Source organism: Streptomyces sp. NPDC049879 (genome assembly GCF_044461265.1).
GTDB lineage: Bacteria > Actinomycetota > Actinomycetes > Streptomycetales > Streptomycetaceae > Streptomyces.
The window spans coordinates 958,399-978,739 of sequence record NZ_JBITKT010000001.1 but is presented as its reverse complement, the minus strand read 5'-3'; the positions used below and the strand labels follow the sequence as shown (position 1 = coordinate 978,739).

20 protein-coding genes and 1 CRISPR repeat array are annotated in these 20,341 nt (G+C 73.5%); of the genes, 7 read left to right on the top strand and 13 right to left on the bottom strand.

The features are described from left to right. Nucleotides 1-145 precede the first annotated feature (145 nt). Complete coding sequence (locus ACIBPC_RS04595; protein WP_398841242.1) at nucleotides 146-1,525, bottom strand: multidrug effflux MFS transporter; 1,380 nt, start codon at nucleotides 1,523-1,525, stop codon at nucleotides 146-148. Between the two features lie 172 nt (nucleotides 1,526-1,697). Here ACIBPC_RS04595 and ACIBPC_RS04590 point away from each other — a divergent pair, with 172 nt between their 5' ends. Then, nucleotides 1,698-2,375, top strand: coding sequence for a TetR/AcrR family transcriptional regulator (locus ACIBPC_RS04590; protein WP_398841239.1), 678 nt, complete (start codon nucleotides 1,698-1,700; stop codon nucleotides 2,373-2,375). A 497-nt stretch (nucleotides 2,376-2,872) separates the two neighbouring features. Then, nucleotides 2,873-3,853, top strand: a complete 981-nt coding sequence (locus ACIBPC_RS04585) for a YihY/virulence factor BrkB family protein (protein ID WP_398841238.1) — start codon at nucleotides 2,873-2,875, stop codon at nucleotides 3,851-3,853. Between the two features lie 41 nt (nucleotides 3,854-3,894). Here ACIBPC_RS04585 and ACIBPC_RS04580 read toward each other — a convergent pair whose 3' ends face one another. Continuing rightward, nucleotides 3,895-5,133: an alginate lyase family protein gene (locus tag ACIBPC_RS04580; RefSeq protein WP_398841236.1), complete on the bottom strand. Its 1,239-nt coding sequence runs from the start codon at nucleotides 5,131-5,133 to the stop codon at nucleotides 3,895-3,897. A gap of 414 nt (nucleotides 5,134-5,547) precedes the next feature. Here ACIBPC_RS04580 and ACIBPC_RS04575 point away from each other — a divergent pair, with 414 nt between their 5' ends. Further along, nucleotides 5,548-6,114 carry a hypothetical protein gene (locus ACIBPC_RS04575; protein WP_362962709.1) on the top strand — a complete coding sequence of 189 codons (567 nt, stop codon included), beginning with the start codon at nucleotides 5,548-5,550 and terminating at the stop codon, nucleotides 6,112-6,114. A 72-nt stretch (nucleotides 6,115-6,186) separates the two neighbouring features. Here ACIBPC_RS04575 and ACIBPC_RS04570 read toward each other — a convergent pair whose 3' ends face one another. The 7 genes from ACIBPC_RS04570 to ACIBPC_RS04540 are packed head-to-tail and all read right to left on the bottom strand — an operon-like array spanning nucleotide 6,187 to nucleotide 13,018. Continuing rightward, nucleotides 6,187-7,572: an alkaline phosphatase family protein gene (locus ACIBPC_RS04570; protein ID WP_398841233.1), complete on the bottom strand. Its 1,386-nt coding sequence runs from the start codon at nucleotides 7,570-7,572 to the stop codon at nucleotides 6,187-6,189. Continuing rightward, nucleotides 7,569-8,759 carry a metabolite traffic protein EboE gene (eboE, locus tag ACIBPC_RS04565; protein ID WP_398841231.1) on the bottom strand — a complete coding sequence of 397 codons (1,191 nt, stop codon included), beginning with the start codon at nucleotides 8,757-8,759 and terminating at the stop codon, nucleotides 7,569-7,571. Before eboE ends, ACIBPC_RS04570 begins: the two co-directional genes overlap by 4 nt. Before the next feature lie 6 nt (nucleotides 8,760-8,765). After that, nucleotides 8,766-9,632 carry a TatD family hydrolase gene (locus ACIBPC_RS04560; RefSeq protein WP_362962819.1) on the bottom strand — a complete coding sequence of 289 codons (867 nt, stop codon included), beginning with the start codon at nucleotides 9,630-9,632 and terminating at the stop codon, nucleotides 8,766-8,768. Continuing rightward, on the bottom strand, nucleotides 9,632-10,225 hold the full coding sequence (locus tag ACIBPC_RS04555) for an EboA domain-containing protein (RefSeq protein WP_398841228.1): 594 nt from the start codon (nucleotides 10,223-10,225) through the stop codon (nucleotides 9,632-9,634). Before ACIBPC_RS04555 ends, ACIBPC_RS04560 begins: the two co-directional genes overlap by 1 nt. Further along, nucleotides 10,219-11,094, bottom strand: a complete 876-nt coding sequence (locus ACIBPC_RS04550; protein WP_398841226.1) for a sugar phosphate isomerase/epimerase family protein — start codon at nucleotides 11,092-11,094, stop codon at nucleotides 10,219-10,221. Before ACIBPC_RS04550 ends, ACIBPC_RS04555 begins: the two co-directional genes overlap by 7 nt. Then, nucleotides 11,091-11,960: an SCO3242 family prenyltransferase gene (locus ACIBPC_RS04545; protein WP_362962701.1), complete on the bottom strand. Its 870-nt coding sequence runs from the start codon at nucleotides 11,958-11,960 to the stop codon at nucleotides 11,091-11,093. The genes ACIBPC_RS04550 and ACIBPC_RS04545 overlap by 4 nt, the downstream gene beginning before the upstream one ends. Further along, nucleotides 11,957-13,018: an inositol-3-phosphate synthase gene (locus tag ACIBPC_RS04540; protein ID WP_398841224.1), complete on the bottom strand. Its 1,062-nt coding sequence runs from the start codon at nucleotides 13,016-13,018 to the stop codon at nucleotides 11,957-11,959. The genes ACIBPC_RS04545 and ACIBPC_RS04540 overlap by 4 nt, the downstream gene beginning before the upstream one ends. Before the next feature lie 438 nt (nucleotides 13,019-13,456). Between ACIBPC_RS04540 and ACIBPC_RS04535 the strand changes: the two genes are divergently transcribed. From ACIBPC_RS04535 to ACIBPC_RS04520, 4 genes are all read left to right on the top strand, one after another. Beyond that, nucleotides 13,457-14,047: a kinase gene (locus tag ACIBPC_RS04535; RefSeq protein ID WP_398841222.1), complete on the top strand. Its 591-nt coding sequence runs from the start codon at nucleotides 13,457-13,459 to the stop codon at nucleotides 14,045-14,047. A 65-nt stretch (nucleotides 14,048-14,112) separates the two neighbouring features. Then, nucleotides 14,113-14,508: a cupin domain-containing protein gene (locus ACIBPC_RS04530; RefSeq protein ID WP_398841220.1), complete on the top strand. Its 396-nt coding sequence runs from the start codon at nucleotides 14,113-14,115 to the stop codon at nucleotides 14,506-14,508. Nucleotides 14,509-14,528: 20 nt separating this feature from the next. Continuing rightward, nucleotides 14,529-15,137, top strand: coding sequence for a DUF4865 family protein (locus ACIBPC_RS04525; RefSeq protein WP_398841218.1), 609 nt, complete (start codon nucleotides 14,529-14,531; stop codon nucleotides 15,135-15,137). Between the two features lie 52 nt (nucleotides 15,138-15,189). After that, nucleotides 15,190-15,739: direct repeats of the CRISPR family, unit length 37 nt; unit sequence GTTGCGATCCTCAGCCGTCCCGGAGGGTGGCTGCCAC. A 208-nt stretch (nucleotides 15,740-15,947) separates the two neighbouring features. Continuing rightward, a complete protein-coding gene (locus ACIBPC_RS04520; RefSeq protein WP_398841217.1) occupies nucleotides 15,948-16,517 on the top strand; it encodes a GrpB family protein in 570 nt (189 codons plus the stop codon). A 9-nt stretch (nucleotides 16,518-16,526) separates the two neighbouring features. On the opposite strand, the gene ACIBPC_RS04515 is transcribed toward ACIBPC_RS04520, so the two are convergent. The 4 genes from ACIBPC_RS04515 to ACIBPC_RS04500 all read right to left on the bottom strand — a co-directional run bounded on the left by ACIBPC_RS04515 (nucleotide 16,527) and on the right by ACIBPC_RS04500 (nucleotide 19,962). Next, nucleotides 16,527-17,351, bottom strand: coding sequence for a PT domain-containing protein (locus ACIBPC_RS04515; protein ID WP_398841215.1), 825 nt, complete (start codon nucleotides 17,349-17,351; stop codon nucleotides 16,527-16,529). A gap of 129 nt (nucleotides 17,352-17,480) precedes the next feature. Continuing rightward, on the bottom strand, nucleotides 17,481-17,906 hold the full coding sequence (locus ACIBPC_RS04510; protein WP_398841214.1) for a hypothetical protein: 426 nt from the start codon (nucleotides 17,904-17,906) through the stop codon (nucleotides 17,481-17,483). A gap of 68 nt (nucleotides 17,907-17,974) precedes the next feature. Then, nucleotides 17,975-19,162, bottom strand: a complete 1,188-nt coding sequence (locus ACIBPC_RS04505) for a cytochrome P450 (RefSeq protein ID WP_398841769.1) — start codon at nucleotides 19,160-19,162, stop codon at nucleotides 17,975-17,977. A gap of 608 nt (nucleotides 19,163-19,770) precedes the next feature. Next, nucleotides 19,771-19,962 (bottom strand): hypothetical protein, encoded by a 192-nt coding sequence (locus ACIBPC_RS04500; protein ID WP_398841211.1) that lies wholly within the window; start codon nucleotides 19,960-19,962, stop codon nucleotides 19,771-19,773. Nucleotides 19,963-20,341: the final 379 nt, after the last annotated feature.

The window sequence follows — 20,341 nt, the reverse complement described above, 5'->3', positions numbered from 1 at the left end:
CGCGCGACACGCACCTCCGTCACAGATCGATCACTTCCCGTTCCGATGCGCGTGACCTTGCGCAACGGACCGTTCACACAACGGTCGGCGGCCGATCACAGGCGGGCCGGCCGGCCGTCCGGCGGGGCCGGGACCGAGACGCTCGTCACATTCCGGCACCCGCCGCGACCGGCTCCAGGCGCCCGCCGCCCCGCCGGAACCGGCGCGCCCCGCGCCGCGGACGGCACAGGACGGCGAAGCACAGGCACGCGAGCAGCGCCGAGACGAGCTGGACGACGGCCATGGGCACGGCCGTCCCCTCCCCCGCCACACCCACCAGCGGGGAGGCGACGGCGCCGACGAAGAACGACGAGGCGCCGAGCAGCGCGGACGCGGACCCGGCCGCGTGTCCCGCGCGGTCGAGGCCCTCCGAGTTGGCGTTGGGCAGGACCAGCGGCATGGACGCCATGAGGACGAACAGCCCAGCCGAGACCGGCAGCAGCCCGACGTCGCCGAACACGCCGCTCGTCATGAGCAGCAGCGCCGTGCTGTCGGCCACGATCAGCGCCAGGCCGACCGCCATCACCCGCTGCGCGGGGACGCGGCCGACGAACACCTTGCCGTTGACCTGGCTCATCACGACCATGCCGATGGAGTTGGCCATGAACAGCATGCTGAACGTCTGCGGCGAGGCGCCGTAGATCTCCTGCACCACGAAGGGCGACGCGGAGACGTAGGCGAACAGCGCCGCGAACGTCAGCCCGCCGACCAGCAGATGACCGGCGAACACGCGGTCGCGGAACAGCCCGCCCATGTCGCGCAGCGCGGGCCTGACGCCGCCGGAGGTCCGCCGTTCCGCGGGCAGCGTCTCGGGCAGCCAGCGGGCGACGACGGCGATGAGCACCACGCCCAGCAGCGCGAGGATGAGGAAGATGCCGCGCCAGTCGGTGAAGCGCATCAACTGGCCGCCGAAGACCGGCGCGAGGATCGGCGCGAGCCCGGAGACGAGCATCAGCGAGGAGAAGAACCGCGCCATGGCCACGCCGTCGAACATGTCGCGGACCACGGCGCGCGCGATGACGACGCCCGCCGAGCCGGCGAGCCCCTGCGCGAAGCGGAAGGCCGTCAGCGTCTCGACGTTCGGCGCGAACGCGCAGGCGGCGGAGGCGACGACGTAGCCGCTCATGCCGCACAGCAGCGGCCAGCGGCGGCCGAGCTGGTCGCTCATCGGGCCGACGACCAGCTGGCCGAGGCCGAGTCCGAGCAGGCAGGCGGTGAGCGTCAGCTGGGCGGTGGACGCGCTGGTGTGCAGGGCGTCGCCGACCTCGGGGAGCGCGGGGAGGTAGGTGTCGAGGGAGAGGGGCGGCAGCGCGGAGAGGCTGCCGAGGATGAGGGTGAACAGCAGTCCGGCCCGCTTGCGGCGCGAGAGCTGCGGTGCTCCGTGTGCGCCGGCGGTGGCGGGCCGGGGTGGTTCCTGGGTGACCTGGGCGGTCGGGATGGCGTCGGGGGCAGGGGCGGCCGTTGGGGGTTGGCCGGGCTGGGTCATGCACCTCTCCGGGATTCGTGACGAACGAACCGATCATCCCATGACCTGACCGGTCACCCCAGAGGATTAACGCGTCCCTGGACATGGCGCGCACCACATCCGCCCCGGCCCGGCGCCCGTTCCGGCAGATGGGACCATGGGCCCGTTACGGATCGGGAGCGGGTGAGGTGCGATGGAGCCGCGGGACGGCGAAGGCAGCGAAGGCAGCGGGGACAGTGGGGCCGCCGGGCCCGAGCCGGGCACGGTACGGCCGGGCGGGCGGACGGCGCGCGTGCGCGAGGCGGTCCTGCGCGCGGCCGGGGACGCCCTGGCGGAGCAGGGCTTCGAGCGGTTCGACCTCGGCGAGGTCGCGCGGCGCGCGGGCGTCGGCAAGACGACGCTCTACCGCCGCTGGGGCACGACCACGGGCCTGGTGGCCGATCTGCTCGCGGACATGGCCGAACAGTCGCTGCCGCGCACCGAGTCGGGCGACCTGCTCACCGATCTGCGGGCGAACGCGCGGCTCGTGCTGCGGACGCTGACGGACACGCGGCAGAGCGCGCTGTTCCGCTCGGTGATCGCCGCCGCCACCGGTGACGAGCGGACGGCGGCGGCGCTGCACCGCTTCTACGCCGTGCGGATCGCCGAGTGGGCGCCCTGTGTCGAGCAGGCGGTGGCGCGGGGCGAACTCCCGGCGGGCACCGACGCGTCCGAGGTCGTGCGCGCCGTGTCGGCGCCGCTCTACTACCGGTTGCTGGCCAGCGGCGACCCGCTGGACGAGGGGGCCGCCGACCGGGCCGCCGAGGCCGCCGTCGCGGCCGCGCGGGCGGGCGTCTTCGTCACCGGCGGGGGCGCGCCGGGGTCGCGGTAGTGCGCGGAGGGGCGCACGCCCCCGGCGCGCGGCGCGCGGCCCCCGCACGGGCGGTTCACCTGCGCAGGTGATTCACCCGTTGGTGCGTGTGCCCCGCGATGTCCCGGGCTGCGGTGAAGAGAAGCCGCTCCGCTGGCCCGGCGAGGGCACGGGGCGCGGCGGGCCGGGGCCGATGTCCGGTACGTTCTCGGCGAGGGGGCCGGCAGGGGCCGCGCCAGCCCCGACCAGCGCGGTGTCGGCTTTGTCCATCGGCCGGGCCGGTGCCGGGCCCGGCCGCGCGTCCGTGCTTCCGCCCGCGTCCTCCCGACCGCCATGAAGGGCCTCCCTGGGGGCAGGGGTGTGCGGAGCGTCCCCCGCCGGCACCACCCGGCCGGGCGGGTGACACACACCGCGCGCGGTGCTGGCACTGTGGTGCCGACGCCCGCCACGCCCCGCCCGCTCCGCCACGCACCGCCCGCAACAGCCCGGACCATCCCGTACGACCGCAGGAACGGACCGTGACCGCCACTCCCTCCCCCATCCCGCCGCCACCGGCCCATCCCCCGGCGGGAACCCCCGCCGCCGGGCCGCCCCACGTGCAGGCGACGCAGTGGGCGACGGCGCTGCGCCGTACGCCCGTGTCCCTGTGGCGCGACGACATCGACCACTGGGCCGCCGCGCTGACGTACTACTCGGTGCTCGCCGTCTTCCCGACGCTGTTCGTGGCCCTGTCGATCATCGGCCTGGCCGACCCGGGCGCGGCGCAGGAGTTGGTCGGACAGGTCACGGCGCTCGTGCCCGCCGACTCGCGCGGCGAGGTGTGGTCGGCGCTCAACGATCTGGCGCAGCAGCGCTCCGCCGCCTGGCTGCTGACGATCTTCGGCGGACTGAGCGCGCTGGTGTCCGCGTACAACTACCTGAGCATCTTCCGGCGGGTCCAGCACGGGATGCACGGCGTGGTGGACCGCCGGCCGCCGTGGCGCGCCATCCCGCGCACGACGCTGTCGGCGCTGGGGCTGCTCGGCCTGCTCGTCGGCAGCGCGACCGTCCTCATCATGACGGCCGGGGTGGTGCGGACGGTCGGGCGGCTGCTGGGCTTCGGCGAGGGGGGCGCGGCGGTCTGGGCGGTGATGAAGTGGCCGCTGCTCGTGCTGCTGGTGACGGCGCTGGTGCTCGTGCTGTTCCGCACCGGGCCCGTGGACCACGGGGTGCCACTGCGGGGGGTGCCGGGCGGCGCGGTGGCGGCGGTGCTGTGGCTGGTGGCGTCGGCGGCGTTCGCGGTGTACGCGTCGCACGTGGGCACGTACAACCGGCTCTACGGGTCGCTGGCGGGGATCATCGTCTTCCTGGTGTGGCTGTGGGTGTGCAACCTCAGCCTGCTGACGGGCGCGCAGTTCAACGCGGAGCTTGCGCTGCTCCGGCGGCAGGGCCGCGCGGGGCGGGGAGCCGGGAGCGGGTCAGGCCCGGTCGCGGGGACCGGGCCTGACAGGGAGGGTTGAGCGGGCAGGGTCGAACGGGCGGGAGCGGGCGGGGAGGCCGCTCAGTTGGGCTGGTTCGCGTGGGTCAGGGTCTCCCACGCGACGAACAGGTTGTTGGTGCCCTGCGGGCGGCTGCGCTCGGTGTACGTCTGGGTGTTGCTCATGGCGATGCCCATCCGGGTGTGCAGGCCGTTGAAGCCCACCTCGGTGACCGGCCCGAGGCCGCGGTGGAGCGTGCCGCCGCACAGCCAGGACGGCGGGGCCTCGCCCAGCTCGTACCGCGACTGGAAGCCGAGGGCGTGCCGGAGGCGTTCGGAGACCTGCGGGTACAGGTCCTGGCCCTGGATGCGGCTGGTCTCCGCGACGTGCGAGATGGACGACAGGCCGTAGCCGGTGTGGGTGAAGTCGCGGCAGGTCTCCTGGGTCAGGCCGGTGACGAAGGTCGACTGGCCCTGCCAGTAGTTGATGATCTCCTGGCGCGTGTCGAGGCCGCTGCCGGGCACGGTGCGGGGCAGGGCGCCGTCCGACTCCAGGTAGATGAACGCCTGGACGCGGTTGAGGAAGCGCGTGACGGACCGGTCGTACGCGGCGCGGTCCTCCAGGTAGACGGAGATGCCGATGGCGGCCTCCATCATGGTGAGTTCCCAGTTGCCGTTGCTGTTCGAGCCGTTGATGACCTCGGGCAGGTAGACGTCGCGCAGCATGGTGCCGAAGCGCGCCTGGTTGGGCCAGTTGCCGTAGGTGTAGCGGATGATCTCGGCGGCGCGCGGCCACACGGAGCCGGCCCAGCCGGTCTGGAGCGGCGCGTTGCTGTTGGTGTGGTCGCGGATGGTGGCCGACCAGGCGTCCATCAGCTCGATCGACTTCTGCGCGTACCGGGCGTCCTGGGTGATGTACCAGGCGAGGGCGGTGGTGTACGCGGCGATCGCGTCCTCGCGCTCGTCGGTGCAGCCGTTGTTGGGGTTGGAGTACGAGCCGCACTCGACGACCGCGCGCGGGCGCGGGACGCGGGAGAGCGACGCGTACCGCGAGGACATCATCTGGCTGTACGCGCTCGCCCACGGCTGGGCGCCCGCCTGGACGCGCCCGCGCACGAAGTCGAGCTGGGGCCGGCTGACGTGGACGCCGGGGTGGGTGAACGTGGCGGGCGCGGCGTACGCGGCGGGCGGGCCGTCGGGCGCGGTGCCGTCCGGATCGGCGGGGGCGGCGCCCGCGCCGCTGGGGAGGAGCGCGACGAGCAGCGCGGCGAAGATCGCGAGGAGCGCCGCCGCTCGTCTGGACCTGTAGGGGCTTGTGGACATGTGGGGGACGCCTTCCGGGAGGCTACGAGGACGGCGGTGCCGGTCACCCGCCGGGAGTCAGATACATGAACGACGAACTCCCATATGAACACCGGCTGATGCTGACGCTAGGACTGGACCAATGGACCGTCAAGGCGCGCGCGGATTCCCGGAACAAGCCGCCGCACGGGCCGCACCCCTGCGGCAGGGGCCGTGCGGAAAGGCGTCGGCGAGGGCGCCGGAACACCGCCCCGCCTCCCCCGCCGGAACCCCCGGCAACCGATTCCGTTCGCGAATCAACTAAACTTTCGACGCCGCGCCTGAGCGTGCGCGACACCCCGGAAACCCGGTCTCCGCGCGTCAACTGACAGCCTGTCGGTGACCGGTGCTCCGACGAGAGTCACGAACCTCAAATGGCCCTCAAGAAACCCCCGCGTGACCTGTTTCACTGCCATCCTGCCGCCCATGTACGAGATACTCGCGGCGGAGGCGACGACTCCCCAGTGGATCGCCGCGATCGCCTCCGTCATCAGCGCACTGGGCGGAGCCGCCGGTTTCGCCGCTCTCGTGATCACCCTCAGGCGGCGCAGGACGGCCACCCGCCTCCCGCCCTTCGAGCTCCGCCGACTCCTTCACGAACTGGAAGAGATGCTCGGCGAGCTGATCTCCAACGGGGGGATGCCGACCGACTGGTTCCTCGCCCCGGAGCAGCGCCGCACCAGCCAGCTCCTCGCGTCCTACTCGGGCCTGCTCGCCGACGACGAGCTGAACGCGCTCGTGAGCCAGGCGCGCGTCGCCGCCGACGACTGCTGGGCGGCCGCCCCGCCGGTCCTGCCGGGGGCGGCGGCGGCCGGGCTGCCGCCCACCGAACTGGCCGAGATCGATCAGCGGCTCGAACGGCAGCTGGAGCAGGCGCGTACGGGCCGCGACGTCCTGCTGCGGGCCATCTCGCGCCTCGACGAGCTGATGCGGGAGTCCACGCGGACCAGGACCCCGGTGTGACGGCGCCCGCCCGTTCCACGTCCTGCGCGGGACGGGGACGGGCGGGCGTGGGGCCGTGGGGCGCGGGCAGGGTCAGGCGTCCTGCGCCAGGCCGTGCAGCCGCAGCAGGAAGTCCTTCACACCGGTGGCGGGCACGGGCTCGCCGGTGAGCGCGTCCGGGTCCGAGCAGAGCAGGACGGGCCCGTTCCGCTCGTCGTCGGGCAGCCGCCCGTGGCTGCCGCGGACCCACGAGGCGTCCAGCGGCACGACGTTCATCCGGTAGCGCAGGCCCAGCTTCTTGCGGGCGAGGGCGAGCGCCGCGCGCGGCTTGGCCATCCGGTCGGCGGGGTCGAAGAACAGCTCGGCCGGGTCGTAGCCGGGCTTGCGGTGGATCTCGACGATCGGCGCGTAGTCGGGGGCGCGCGCGTCGTCGAGCCAGTGGTAGTACGTGAACCATGCGTCCGGGTCGGCCACCGCGACGAGTTCGCCCGACCTGGCGTGGTCGAGCCCGTAGGCGGCCTGGCCCTTGGCGTCCAGCACTTCGGCGACGCCCGGCAGTTCGGCAAGCACCTCGCGGGTGCGTTCCATGTCCTCGGGCCTGCGGACGTAGACGTGCGCGATCTGGTGGTCGGCGACGGCGAACGCGCGGGACACCCACGGGTCCAGGTACTCCATGCCCGCCTGCTCGTACGTCTCCAGCAGACCGGCGAGCCGCAGCGCCCGGTTGATGTGGACGGGCCGGCTGACCTGCGTGATGCCGTACTCCGACAGGACGACGACCGTCGCGTCCGCCGCTTCCGCCTCGGCGAGCAGGGGCCGCAGCACGCCGTCGAGTTCGGCCGCCGCCGCGCGCGCCTCGGGGCCGTCGGGGCCGAAGCGCTGGAGGTCGTAGTCGAGATGGGGCAGGTAGACGAGGGTGAGGTCCGGCCGGTTGCGGCGCAGCAGGTGCACGGCGGCGTCGGCGATCCAGCGGGACGACGCGATGGAGGCGGTCGGCCCCCAGTACTGGAAGAGGGGGAACGGGCCGAGGCGCGACGTCAGTTCGTCGTGCAGTGACGGGGGCCTGGTGTAGCAGTCGGGGTCCTTGCGGCCGTCCGCGTGGTAGATCGGGCGGGGGGTGACGGTGAAGTCGGTGTCGGCGCCCATGGCGTACCACCAGCAGACGTTGGCCACCGTGTAGCCCGGGTCGGCGCGGCGGGCGGCGTCCCAGATCTTGTCGCCGCCGACGAGCGCGTTGTGCTGGCGCCACAGGAGGACGTCGCCGAGGCCGCGGAAGTACCAGCCGTTGCCGACGATGCCGTGTGCGGACGGGGGTTCGCCGGTGAGGAACGTGGCCTGGGCCGAGCAGGTCACGGCGGGCAGGACCGTGCCCAGGGGCGCGCGGGAGCCGTTGCCGGCCAGGCGGGCGAGGCTGGGGATGTGGTCCAGGAGGTCGGGGGTGAGACCGACGACATCGATCACGACCAGGCGGCGGGTCATGCCTCCTCCTTCAGTCCGAGGGTGAGCAACATGTCACGGGCGACGGCAAGTTCGGCGGCGATGCCGTCCGCCAGCCCGCCGCGGGTGGTGGGGCGCAGCGCGGGCGGGAGGACCTCCCAGGTGTACGTCTCGACCTCCAGGTGGCGGGTGAGCGGCGCGGGGCCGCCGGTGAGGTGGGTGAGGACGCGTTCGAGGACGGGCAGCGTGGAGGAGAGCGGCGGCGCGGGGCGGGCGTTCAGGGGGATGTGGTGGTGGACGCGCCAGGGGCCGCGGGCGGGGAGCGGCTCGGGTCCTGTCAGGGCCTCGTCCAGGTCGTCGCGGGCGAGGACGCCCTCGGGGCCCGCGGCGGCCCGTTCGCGTGTCTGGTGGAGGAAGCGCGGCTCGGCGAACGCGGCGAGGGCCGCCCGTACGCCCGGATCGTCCGGCTCGTCGGCGTGGAGGGCGGCGGACAGCTGGGCCTTGACGACGGGCACCCCGGCGGCGGTGAGGGCGGGGACGGCCTCGTCGGGGTCCTCGAAGGCCGTGGCGAGGTGGCAGGTGTCCACGCAGACGCCGACCCGGTGGGGCGGGGGCGCGCCGGGTCCGGTGAGGATGTCGGTGGCCTGGGTGGTCGTCTCGATGATGCAGCCGGGCTCGGGTTCGAGGGCGACGCGGATGGAGCGGCCGGTGGCCTCGTGGAGCTGGTCGAGGGTGCCGGCCAGGGCGGTGAGGCGGTCGAGGGAGCGGGCGCGGGCCTCGGGCGGGAAGGGGGTGCGCCAGGCGAGCGGGAGGGTGGAGATGGCGCCCTCGGGTTCGTCGTCGGGCAGGAGGGCGGCGAGGATGCGGGCGAGGGCGGCGGTGTGGTCGAGGCGTTCGGCGGTGGTCCAGTCGGGCTGGTAGACGCGGTACTTGACGCGGTCGGAGCCGAAGCCGCGGTAGGGGAAGCCGTTCAGGGTGACGACTTCGAGGCCGTTGCGGCGCAGGGTCTCGCGCAGGAGGGCGAGGGCGGCGGGGTCGGTGTCGAGGGTGTGGGCGGCCTCGTGGGCGAGCCACAGGCCGATGCCGAGGCGGTCACGGCCGAGGCGTTCCCGTACGGGCAGGCAGTGGTCGCGGAGTTGGGCGAGGACGCCGTCCAGGGTCTCGGCGGGGTGGACGTTGGTGCAGTAGGCGAGGTGCACCAGCGAGCCGTCGGGGTGGCGGAAGCGCATGGGCGGTCACCGCCCTGCCGGGGTGGCGGGGGCGCCGCGCAGGATGGAGTTGCCCTCGAACGTGGCGGGGTTGGCGCGGTCGCCGAGTTCGAGCCGTCCGCTCTGGCCGTAGAACTCGACGGGGTTGCGCCACAGCACGCGGTCCACGTCGTCGTCGGTGAAGCCCGCGGCGAGCATGGCGTTGCCGACCTTGAGCGTCTTCAGCGGGTCGCTCTTGCCCCAGTCGGCGGCCGAGTTGACCAGGACGCGCTCCAGACCGTACTCCTTCAGGATGCGGACCATGCGGTCCTCGTCCATCTTCGTGTCGGGGTAGACGGAGAAGCCCATCCAGCAGCCGGAGTCGGCGGCGCGGGCGACCGTCACCTCGTTCAGGTGGTCCACGGCGACGCGGCCGGGGGCGATGCCCGACTCGGCGACGACGGCGAGGGTGCGGTCGAGACCTGCCGGCTTGTCGCGGTGCGGGGTGTGGACGAGGGCGGGCAGTTCGTGCTCGACGGCAAGTTGGAGCTGGGCGGCGAGGGCGTGGTCCTCGGCGGGGGTCATCGAGTCGTAGCCGATCTCGCCGACCGCGACGACGTTGTCCTTGTCGAGGTAGCGCGGCAGCTCCTCCAGGACGGGCACGCAGCGCGGGTCGTTGGCCTCCTTGGGGTTGAGCGCGATGGTGCAGTGGTGCGCGATGCCGTACTGCGCGGCGCGGTACGGCTCCCAGCCGAGGAGCGAGTCGAAGTAGTCGAGGAAGCTGCCGACCGAGGTCCGCGGCTGGCCGAGCCAGAACGCGGGCTCCACCAGGGCCTCGACGCCCGCCGCCCGCATCGCCTCGTAGTCGTCGGTGGTGCGGGACGACATGTGGATGTGGGGGTCGAAGATGCGCATCATGCCTCCTGGCCGGTCGCGGCGGGCGGGGTGGTCTCGGCTGGCGGGGTGGTTTCGGCGGGCGGGGTGAGGGCGAGGACGGTGGGCACGTCGGGCGGGACGGGACGGCCCGCGGCGGTCCGTTCGGCGGCGAAGTCGGTGAGCATGCGGGCAAGTTCGGCGTCGGCGCGGTCGGCGAGCCGGTCGACGGCGGCGACCGGAACGCCCGTGAACACGCACTTCAGCACGGCGTGCCGCCACAGGTGCTGGTCCAGGTGGCGGCCCGCGTAGGGGCCGACGGCGGCCTCGATGAGCCGCGTGTCGTTGGCCCGCAGGGCGTCCTCGACCAGCGGCAGCGCGGTGTCGCCGACGGGCAGTCCTGGCAGGGCGAGGAGGACGGCGCGGCGCTCCCCCGCGTCGCCCCGCTCGTACAGGCGCGTGACGGTGGCGGTGTCGGCGCGGGCGCCGCGCAGCAGCAGGACGCGGAACGCCTCGGCGGCGTCCCGGCCGACGCGGCGGCGCGCGGCGGTGAACTCCCGCTCCCACGCGTCGCCTTCGAGGGCGTCCCGGAGCAGGGTGCGTGCCTGCGGCGGCAGGTCGGTCTCGGTCAGCACGGGGCGGTCTCCCGGTGGGCGGCTCGGAGGAAGTCGAGGGAGCGCCGGGCCAGTTCGGGCCCGGCGTGGGAGTGGCGCGGCAGTTCGACGGAGACGAGGCCGCCGTAGCCCGCCGCCTGGAGCGCGGCGAGGACGGGCGGGAAGTCGATCTCGCCGTCGCCGAACGGCAGGTGCTCGTGCACGCCGCGCCGCATGTCGTCGATCTGGACGTGCGCCAGCCACGGCGCGGCGGCCGTGACGCAGGCGGGCACCGGCTCGGGTTCGAGGCAGCGGCAGTGCCCGATGTCGAGGGTCAGGGCGAGGCCGGGCGGGTCGCCGAGCAGGTGCCGCAGCACGTGGAACGCGCCGATGGTGTCGAGGAGATGGCCCGGTTCGGGCTCCACGGCGAGCGGCACCCCGGCGGCCTGCGCGTCGGCGAGCACCGGCGTCAGCGCGTCGGCCAGCCGCGCCCAGCCCTCGTCCGCGCCGGTGCCGGGCGGCAGGAGGCCGCTGAAGCAGTGGACGGCCGTCGCGCCGAGGTCCGCGCCGACCCGTACGGCCGTGCGCAGCATGGCGACGCGGCGGGCGCGGTCGTCCGGGTCGGGGTCGAGCAGCCCCGGGCCGTGCTTGCGCGCCGGGTCGAGCACGTACCGGGCGCCGGTCTCGACGGCGACGGCAAGGCCCAGCGCGTCGAGGCGGCGGGCGACATGGGCGACGCGGTCGGGGAGGTCGGGGGCGCACGGGTCGAGGTGCATGTGGTCGAGGGTGAGGGCGACGCCCGCGTAGCCGAGGTCGGCGAGGAGGCCGAGGGCGTCGTCGAGCCGCAGGTCCGTCAGGCCGTTGGTGCCGTACGCGAACCGGGGCGGCGGCGTGGCGGTGCGGCCGGTCATGTCGGGGTCACCTTCCGGGAGAGCCGCCGGGCGGCGGCCAGGGTGGCGAGCAGTCCTGGGACGGCGAGGGGCCTGCCGTGGCGTGCGGCGAGCGCGGCCTGGAGCGGCAGCATCGCCTGGAGCCCGCCGACGACCCCGCCGCGCACCCGGTCGGCGCTGGGGACGCGTGCGGCGTCCACGAGGGGGCGGCCCGCGGTCCAGGCGTACGCGGCGGCGGCCGTGCGGGTCGCGTGCGGGGCGGCGTCGCGGCCGGTGGCGGTGAGCGCGGCGGTGATGGCGGTGGTGGCGCCGAGGGAGGCGAGCGGGGCGGACCGGGGGCCGCCGTACGCCTCGTGCCGGGACAGGGAGGTGACGGAGTAGGTGTGCGCGCCGACGAGCGCGGCCGGGGCGGCGGCGGGCAGGACGGACCGGCCGGTGGCGGCGGCGCCGAGGAGGACGTCGAGCGAACGGGCGGCGGCCATCGTCGCCGGTCCGGCCGGGGTGTGCTTGAGGCCGAGGTCGTACGCCCACGCCGTCGCGGCCACGGCGGTCGCGGTGACGGCGGCGGCGCGTGACCTCGTGGCGGCCAGGGCGATCCCGGCGGCGGTGAGGCCCCCCGCGGCGGCGAGGGCGGCGGCGGGTTTCACGCGTCCCGACGGGATGGGGCGGCCGGGGCGCTCCTCGGCGTCGATCTCGCGGTCCGCCCAGTCGTTGAGCGCCATCCCCGCCCAGTACAGGCACAGGGAGGCTCCGGCGGCGGGCAGGAGGCGGCGTACGGGGGCGCCGCCCGCCGCGGCGGCGCCCGCGAGGACGTCGCCGGGGACGGTGAGGGCGGCGGGGCCGCGCAGGAGCTGTATCCAGGCGGCGGCGGTGCGCGATCGGGTCACGGGCGGGTCCGGAAGGACTCCGCGAGCGCGAGCAGTTCGGCGTGCTGGCCGGCGAGGTCGGCGGGGCCCGCGTCCGGGTCCTTGAAGAACCAGGAGCAGCCCGGCAGTTCACCGGCCATCCCGGCGGCGTGCGCGCGGGCGGTGATGCGGGTCAGGTCGAGGATGAGCGGTGCGGCGAGCGCGGAGTCGCAGCCCTGCCAGATCGTCTGGAGGACCATGCGCGTGCCGAGGAAGCCGTCGAACGCGACGTGGTCCCAGGCGGTCTTCCAGTCGCCGAGCGCGGGGACGTTGTCGATGTGCGTGGTGCCCTCGGGCGTCTCGCCGAGGATGTCGGTGAGGACCCGGGCCTTGCCCGCGTTCTTGGCCGCGGCGGCGGCCGGGTCGGCGAGGGTGGCGCCGTCGCCGCCGCCGAGGAGGTTCGCGCCGGACCAGGACCGCACCTGGAGGGCGCGTTGCGCGAACATCGGCGCGAGCGCGGTGCGCAGGAGCGTCTGGCCGGTCTTGCCGTCGCGGCCGGCGAACGGCAGCCCGGCGGCGCGCGCCCGTTCGGCGAGCCCGGGGGCGCGCATCCCGGTGGCGGGCGTGAAGTTGACGTAGGGGCAGCCCGCCTCGATCGCGGCGGTCGCGTAGGCGGTGCTGATCGACGGGTCGGTCTCGGTGCTCGCCACGTTGACGACGACGGTGCGGGCGAGGCCGTGGCGGCGGGCGAAGTCGGCGATGTCGTCGGCGAGCCGGTCGCCGGGGACCTTGATCTCCGCGTCGGCGGCGGCGAGTTCGGCGGAGACCGCGGTGGGCAGGCCGTGCGGCAGGACGCCGTTCTCCACGAGCTGCTCGGCGCGTTTGGGCAACGGGGTGGTGGCGGTGTCGTGGCCGCCGATCACGAGGCTGTCCAGGGCGGGCAGCGCGCAGTCGGCGAACGGGGGCAGGGCGGTGACCAGGCCGGTGGACGGGAAGAGTCCGGCCGCCAGGGCGGCCCGGCCGGTGATCGTGGTCGTGGCGACGGAGCCTCGGGCGCCGATGAGCCACAAGCCGGTGCGTTCTGGGGCGTCGGGGGTCATGGGGGGACTCCTTCTTCCGGTGGGCCGGTACCGCTGGTGGTGCCAGGGATCGCGCGGGCAGCCGCCGGTCACCGGCCTCGGTCGGGGACCTGGCGGGGACGGGCGGCGACGGGAGGGGTGTCAGAGGGGTACGGATACGGTGACGGGTGCGGATGCGGTGACGGGAACGGGCGGATCGGGACGTGATCGGGATCGTTCACGCGCGTGCGCCCTCCGGATGCGCACGAGAGGATGAACCGTCGGTGCACCGGAACCGCTGGCGCGCGCCGCCGCGCCGGAGCTCTGGTGACCCGCGAGTAAGCCGGTACGGACAGTGAAGGTAGCCACTTTCCCTCGCACGGGAAACCCTTTTGACACAGAAAGCGTGTACTTCCTCTCGGAGAAGGACAAAGGGCGTAACGGGTGGGGCTGTTGGTGCCTGTGGGACGGAAGGTGCCGATGATCCCGATCAGTTCCGATCACCCAGACCCCACCCACCCCGCCCGGCACACGGGCCCCGCGCGCGGCGGAACGGGGTCGGCCACGACCCGGCTCATCGTGCTGCGCGGCAACTCGGCCTCGGGCAAGTCCTCGGTCGCCGCCGGGGTGCGCGCACGGTACGGGCGCGGCCTCGCCCTCGTCGGCCAGGACAACCTGCGGCGGACCGTGCTGCGCGAGAAGGACGTCCCGGGCGGCGCGAACATCGGCCTCATCGAGACCGTCGTCCGCTACGCGCTCGACCACGGGTACCACGTCGTGCTCGAAGGCATCCTGTACGCGGCGCACTACGGCGACATGCTGGCGGCGCTGCGGCGCGACCACCGGGGGCTGACGCGCCACTTCTACCTCGACGTCCCGTTCGCCGAGACGCTGCGGCGGCACGCGACGAAGCCGCAGGCGGCGGAGTACGGCGAGCGGGAGATGCGGTCGTGGTACCGACCGCTGGACCTGCTGCCCGGCGGGGTGGAGACGGTCGTGGCGGCGGCGAGCACGCTGGCGGAGACGGTGGACCGCGTACTGCGGGACGCGCGGCTCGACTGTACCTACTAGTATGTATGCTGCTCGCGTGAGCATGGCGGGACCGCCGCCGGCAGAAAGAACGGACGTCCCCGCGCATGCACCTCTTCACCACCCCCCGCCCCACCACCGCCGCGCCGCCCGAGTGGGTCACGGGCGCGGCCTGGGTGGACGAACTCGCCGCGCCGGAGGGGCTTTCACGCGTCCGGGTGGACAGCGTCCACTTCGCACCCGGCGCCCGCACCGCGTGGCACCGGCACCCGTTCGGCCAGGTCCTGCACGTCACCGAGGGCACCGGACGCGTCCAGTCGCGCGGCGGGGCGGTGCGGACGCTGCGGCCGGGCGACACCGTGCGCGTGGCGCCCGGCGAGTGGCACTGGCACGGCGCCGCCCCGGACACGTTCATGACCCACCTGGCCGTCCAGGAGGTCGCCGACGACGGCACCGAGGCCGAACTCGGCGCGCACGTCACCGACTCCGCGTACCTCGCCTGACCGCGAAAGGCACGACCACCATGTACGCCAAGCAGTACGAGATCACGCTGCCCGCCGACTACGACATGGGCATCATCCGCGAGCGGGTGGCCAGGGGCGGCCACGTCCTCGACGACCGCGCGGGCCTGGGCCTGAAGGCCTACGTGATCCGCGAACGGGGCATCGACGGGTCGCCGGTGAACCAGTACGCGCCCTTCTACCTGTGGAACGACACCGGCGCGATGGCGCAGTTCCTCGTCGGGGGCGGCGGATTCCACAACATCATCCGGGACTTCGGCCGCCCGGTCGTACGGCACTGGACCGGCATCGCGACCTTCACCGGCCCCGCACGTTCCACACCACCGCAGGCGGCATCACGCCGCCTCACCCCCCTCACCACCGACCCGGACGGCTCCGGCCTGGGCCTCGCGGAACGGATCGAACGGGAGACAGCGAAACTGCGGGAGCTGGCACAGCACGAGGACATCCACACGGCCGCACTGGCATTCGACCCACACCACTGGCAGTTGATGCGCTTCATCCTGTGGCGGGACAACTCGACACGGGACGAGGACGCGACCGAGCACTACAAGGTGCTGCACCTGTCATCCCCAGACCTGCCCAACTTGCCAAACGGCCGCTCTTGGTAAGACCGCAGCCACCCACCACATCATCGGGATCACCACACACCCAGACCATCGCATTGCGATCCCCAGCCACCCCCGGAAGACGACTGCCACCCTGAACTTCTGCCGCCCACGCTGCCCCTGGTGCTAAGCATTGCGATTCTCAGCCTTCCCGGAAGGTGGCTGCCACGCGGCTGCGCAGCCGCCACCCCAGAAGAGGTTGCGATCCACAGCCGTCCCGAAGGGCGGCTGCCACCCCGGCTCCGGCCGGGCACCATCCCAGCAGAGGCATGATGTTGCGATCCTCAGCCGTCCCGGAGGGTGGCTGCCACCACCTTCGTAGCCAGGGTTTACAGGCAAATTGAGGCCGTTGCGATCCTCAGCCGTCCCGGAGGGTGGCTGCCACGCCCCAGGCCAGCAGATCACCCTCGTCGGCGACGGGTTGCGATCCTCAGCCGTCCCGGAGGGTGGCTGCCACCGTGCGGCCGGTACGCCGTCGCGGGCGGCGTCACGGTGTTGCGATCCTCAGCCGTCCCGGAGGGTGGCTGCCACGCGTTCGATCGCCGCCGCCGCCGCTGGGACACAGAGGGTTGCGATCCTCAGCCGTCCCGGAGGGTGGCTGCCACGGCTGTTCTGCAGCTCGTATCGCCCAGCGTAGTCACTTCATCTGACCGATGGGCCGCACGAGTTGGGTGCAACCGGACATTTTCCTTCGGTGCGATCCGGGGATTCCTGCCATGCTTGTGGTTCCGAAGTGGTGTCGGAGAGCCGCGCACCGATGGCTAGGGCGGACCGGGGTTCCCGTCCGCGCCTTTCACGGTAGCGTGCGGCGGCGTGCCGTTTCCCGATGAAGTGAAGCCGGTCGCCGTCGTCCCCTATCGGGCCGAGTGGCCAGGGGAGTTTCAGCGGCTCGCCGTGCGGTTGCGGGTGGCGCTCGGTGGGGTGGTTCTCGGGATCGACCATGTGGGGTCCACGTCGGTGCCCGGCCTCGCGGCGAAAGACTGCGTGGACGTCCAGGTCCGCGTGGAGACCGTCGATCCGGCCACCGGCATCCCGCCCCTGGCCGCCATCGGCTTCCGCTGTCGCCCCGAGCCGTGGAACCGTTCCGAGGTGTCGTCGGGGCAGCGCCGCCCCAAGCTCGTCTTCGCGCCGCCGCCGGGCGAGCGGGCATGCAACGTGCACCTGCGGGAGCACGGCGGGCCCGGCGCGCGGTACGCGCTGCTATTCCGCGACTACCTGCGGGCGGACAGCCAAGCACGGGACGCTTGGGGCGAGTTCAAACGGCGGCTCGCCGCCAGCGTGCCCGACCTGCCCGCGTACGGGCAGATCAAGGCACCGGCGACCGACGTGCTGATGGGCGCGGCCGAGCGCTGGGCGGCAGCCACCGGCTGGACCGCGCCCTGACCGACAGCGTCAGGCGTCCGTACGGGCACCCTTGCGGCGCGCGGCGAGGACGACGCCCGCACCGGCGGCCAGCGCGAGCGCGGCGGCGCCGCCGATCAGCGGGAGCGACGAGTCGGCGCCGGTGTCGGCCAGTTCGGGGCCTGTCGGGGCCGGGGCCGGGGTCGCGGACTGGGTCGGCTCGGCGGTGGGCTCGTCCGTGGGCGCGTCGGTCGGCGCGGCGGTGGGCTCATCGGTCGGCTCGTCCGTCGGCACGGGCTCGACCGCGTCCAGGTTGCCCTCGACGTCGAAGGTGGCATAGGCGTCCTCGCCCCAGCGGCAGGCGTCGCCCTCCAGCACGTTCATGCTGCCGAAGCTGGTATCCGCGAAGCCGTCAGGGCTCTCGGTCACCTGGACGCGCAGCAGCAACTCGACGTGGTCGCCCGGCTGGACGTCCCGCGCGACGGCGAAGTGGCCCCACGCCAGGTCGGACTCGAACGGCACGTCCTGCCAGCCGTCCGGCGCCTGCCACTCGATGTCCACCGGCCAGGAGTCGGCCTCCTCCTCGTCGGTGTAGGCCCACAGGTCGGCGTACAGGTAGAGGTTCGCGAGGGGCTCGTCGCCGGTGTTGGTCCAGCGGACGGTCAGTTCGTCCCACTCGCCCGCCACCAGGGCGTCGGGCGCGTCCGTCACCTCGACGGTCACCGGCACCTCGCCCGCCTCCTCACCGCACTCGACGCCGTCCGCCGGGGTCACCGGCGCGGCGGGAACCTGCGCCGCCTGCGCCGAGCCCGCGAACGGCAGCAGGACGGCGGACGCGGACGCCGCGGCGACGGCGATGGAACGGCTGAGCTTCATACGGGCCTCACAGTGACTCACGGAAGATGTCGGTGCCTCGTATGACAGCCATCGGCGGGCGTGCGTTGTACGGGGGTGGGTAACGACCTGGACGCGGGTTCGTACCCGAACCGTACGGGCGGGCGGGCGTCAGGACGCGTCGCCGTCCAGCAGGCAGAACGCGCGGGCGCCGCTGTGGAAGAGGACGCCGAAGCCGGGGCGGGTGGCGGGCTGTTCGCGGTCCGAGTAGGCGTAGACGCGGATGATCTCGCGGCTGCCCGCGTTGGTGAGGACCGCCGTGAGGTAGCTCTCCACGGCGGCCGGGGCCGGACGTCCGCCGCCCGGCGCGGGGACGTCCGCGGGGGCGGGCGCCTCGCCCTCCACCGTCTCCTCCGGGTCGGCGTACCGGTCGCCGTCGCGCGACTGGACGGTGATGGCGTGGCGCGTCCGCGCGCCGCCTGGCAGGGTCACCGCGACGCCGAAGGGGCGCCGCGTACCGTCCGCCCACGGCTCGGCCTCCAGGCCCTCGGCGCGGTAGGTGTCGATGACGAACTGCTGGAAGCGCTCGGGGCGCATGCTCTGTTCCTCCCGGTCGGCTGCTCGGCCCCGAGTCTAGGGACAGCGCGGCGCCGCACCGGCCGCGTTCACCCGGACGTGGTGACGCGCAGCTCGCGCAGGCCGCGGATGACGAACTCCGGGCGGCGGGCGGGCTCGTCGGCCAGGCGCAAGTCCGGCAGGCGCGTGGTGAGGGCGGCGAGGGCGGCGGCGACCTCGGCGCGGGCGAGGGGCGCGCCGACGCAGTAGTGGATGCCCGCGCCGAAGCCGAGATGGGGGTTGGGGGTGCGGCCGATGTCGAGGGTGTCGGGGTCGGTGAAGACGGCGGGGTCGCGGGCCGCGGCGCCGAGGAGGGCGGCGATGCGGTCGCCGGGGGCCAGCTCGTGGCCGGCGACGGTGGTGGGGGCGGTCGCGGTGCGTTCGAAGAGCTGGAGGGGCGCGTCGTAGCGGATCAGTTCCTCGACGGCGGTGGGCAGGAGCGCGGGTGAGGCGACGAGGCGGTCCCACTGGTCGCGGTGGCGGAGGAGGGCGAGGACGCCGTTGCCGATGACGTTGACGGTCGCCTCGTGCCCGGCCATCAGCAACAGGACGGCGGTGCCGACGAGTTCGTCGGCCGAGAGGCGGTCGCCGCCGTCGCGCACCGAGACGAGGTCGCTGACCAGGTCGTCGCCGGGGTGGCGCGCGCGGTCCTCGGCGAGCGCGGTCAGGTACGCGACGAACTCGGCGGACGCCGCCTCGGCCGCCGCCGCGCCCTCCGGGGGGAGGCCGTACTCGTACATCTTCACGATCGCGTTGGACCACGGCTGGAGGCGGGGGCGGTCGGCGGTGGGCACGCCGAGCAGCTCGGCGATCACCTCCACGGGCATCGGGGCGGCCAGGTGGACGAGCAGGTCGGCGGAACCGTCCGCGGCGATCGCGTCGGCGAGGCGCCCGGTCATGGCGTCGGCGATGGCCTGGACGCGGGGCTTGAGGCGCTCGGTGTGGCCGCGGCCGAAGGCGGCGGAGATCAGGCGGCGCAGCCGGGTGTGGCGGGGCGGCTCGGCTTCGAGGAGGGAGTTGCGGTGGAGCATGTTGAAAGCGGGGAACGCGGCGGCGGGCTCCTTGTCGCGCCAGATGCGGCCGGCCGACCGGTCCCGGAGGATCGCGGCGCACGCGGCGTGCGAGACGGCCACGGGCAGCCCGAGCCCCTCGTGCGGGTGCACCGGCCCGCGCTCGCGGAGGGCGGCGAACGCGGGGTAGGGGTCGTCGAGGAACGCGGGATCGGCAGGATCGAACATCACCCCCCGACGGTAACCGCACCCCTCGCCCCGAGCCCAGGGGCCCCCGAAATCGTGCATGTCAGACATCGATCGGATGGCACGGTCGTTGCGATCCTCAGCCGCCTCGGAGGGTGGCTGCCACTCGGCTTTCACCAGCCCGTATCGCCCAGCGCAGTTGGCTCGTGAGGCTACCGGGCGGGACGAGTCGGCAGTAATCAGGCATTCCCCTTCGGCGCGGTCCGGGCATCCCAGCCATACCTGTGGTTCCGGAGCGATGTCCGGCGGGGTGGAGAAGGCGGGCGCTGCGGTCGGCGTCGTGGTGAGGGTAGCCGCTGAATCCGGCGAACTCTGGGCGTACAGCAGAAGTCCTGTCTCGCGCCGTCGTCGCACGTCGGAAGAACCCGATCCCGCATGCCCGGGCAGGTCGTTGAGGTGATTGACGACGGCCGCTGTGGTGATCGGGCTTTGACCGACGAAGCGGGCGCGAAAGCTGCGGACCGGCGTCTGAGGTTCGCCCGAGATGTGTCGTCCACCTGGCCGGCTTTCGGTCGGCACAGTCCCAAGCGAGACCGTGCCGCCGCTATCCTCACGGCCACCCCTTACAGGTGATTGCCTCGGACCGAGGCCTACCAGGTCAATGGCTTCCGGCACAGCACCGACAGTGCGGCGGAAGTACGCAATCCCTCTTGTCTCGACCAGGCGAGCCGCGCGTCGAGCGACATACCCAGACGGCTGCGGCGCATCAGCGCCAGCAGCACCGCGCTCAAGGTGATCCACCACCACACCCACCACGTAGGCGGCATCGCATAGAACGTCATGGCACCTCTTTCTTGGAAGCCTGTGGGCACTGGTAGACCACGCTAGAGCCCTCTCGTCAGACAGTGGGCGCAACACGCGGAATTCGCGGACGATGGCCGGCATCCACACAAAACAACAAGGAAGACGGACCGAAAGATAATCCTTTCGGTCCGTCTTCTGTTCAGTGCAGATGGAACAGGACCCCGCAGGCTTCCAAGTTGCGATCCTCAGCCGTTCCTGAAACAGCTGCCATTGGTCTCGGCCGTCTGAAAGGCGGCCACTTCGAAACGGTAGCCGATTCGTCATGCATCAGAAAATTTGCCATTGGGCAGGGCGCGTTGTTCAGCTGGCGAGGTATCGCGGCGACCCTGAAGTCGGCTGAGGCGGCAGATTATACGA

What these genes read in the sequence shown, in the direction of transcription:
- ACIBPC_RS04515 (WP_398841215.1), bottom strand. Translation starts at nt 17,351, where the DNA reads ATGAAGCTCAGCCGTTCCATCGCCGTCGCCGCGGCGTCCGCGTCCGCC.
- ACIBPC_RS04540 (WP_398841224.1), bottom strand. Translation starts at nt 13,018, where the DNA reads ATGACCCCCGACGCCCCAGAACGCACCGGCTTGTGGCTCATCGGCGCC.
- eboE (WP_398841231.1), bottom strand. Translation starts at nt 8,759, where the DNA reads ATGCGCTTCCGCCACCCCGACGGCTCGCTGGTGCACCTCGCCTACTGC.
- ACIBPC_RS04525 (WP_398841218.1), top strand. Translation starts at nt 14,529, where the DNA reads ATGTACGCCAAGCAGTACGAGATCACGCTGCCCGCCGACTACGACATG.
- ACIBPC_RS04580 (WP_398841236.1), bottom strand. Translation starts at nt 5,133, where the DNA reads ATGTCCACAAGCCCCTACAGGTCCAGACGAGCGGCGGCGCTCCTCGCG.
- ACIBPC_RS04595 (WP_398841242.1), bottom strand. Translation starts at nt 1,525, where the DNA reads ATGACCCAGCCCGGCCAACCCCCAACGGCCGCCCCTGCCCCCGACGCC.
- ACIBPC_RS04550 (WP_398841226.1), bottom strand. Translation starts at nt 11,094, where the DNA reads ATGACCGGCCGCACCGCCACGCCGCCGCCCCGGTTCGCGTACGGCACC.
- ACIBPC_RS04505 (WP_398841769.1), bottom strand. Translation starts at nt 19,162, where the DNA reads ATGTTCGATCCTGCCGATCCCGCGTTCCTCGACGACCCCTACCCCGCG.
- ACIBPC_RS04590 (WP_398841239.1), top strand. Translation starts at nt 1,698, where the DNA reads ATGGAGCCGCGGGACGGCGAAGGCAGCGAAGGCAGCGGGGACAGTGGG.
- ACIBPC_RS04560 (WP_362962819.1), bottom strand. Translation starts at nt 9,632, where the DNA reads ATGCGCATCTTCGACCCCCACATCCACATGTCGTCCCGCACCACCGAC.
- ACIBPC_RS04500 (WP_398841211.1), bottom strand. Translation starts at nt 19,962, where the DNA reads ATGACGTTCTATGCGATGCCGCCTACGTGGTGGGTGTGGTGGTGGATC.
- ACIBPC_RS04530 (WP_398841220.1), top strand. Translation starts at nt 14,113, where the DNA reads ATGCACCTCTTCACCACCCCCCGCCCCACCACCGCCGCGCCGCCCGAG.
- ACIBPC_RS04535 (WP_398841222.1), top strand. Translation starts at nt 13,457, where the DNA reads ATGATCCCGATCAGTTCCGATCACCCAGACCCCACCCACCCCGCCCGG.
- ACIBPC_RS04570 (WP_398841233.1), bottom strand. Translation starts at nt 7,572, where the DNA reads ATGACCCGCCGCCTGGTCGTGATCGATGTCGTCGGTCTCACCCCCGAC.
- ACIBPC_RS04510 (WP_398841214.1), bottom strand. Translation starts at nt 17,906, where the DNA reads ATGCGCCCCGAGCGCTTCCAGCAGTTCGTCATCGACACCTACCGCGCC.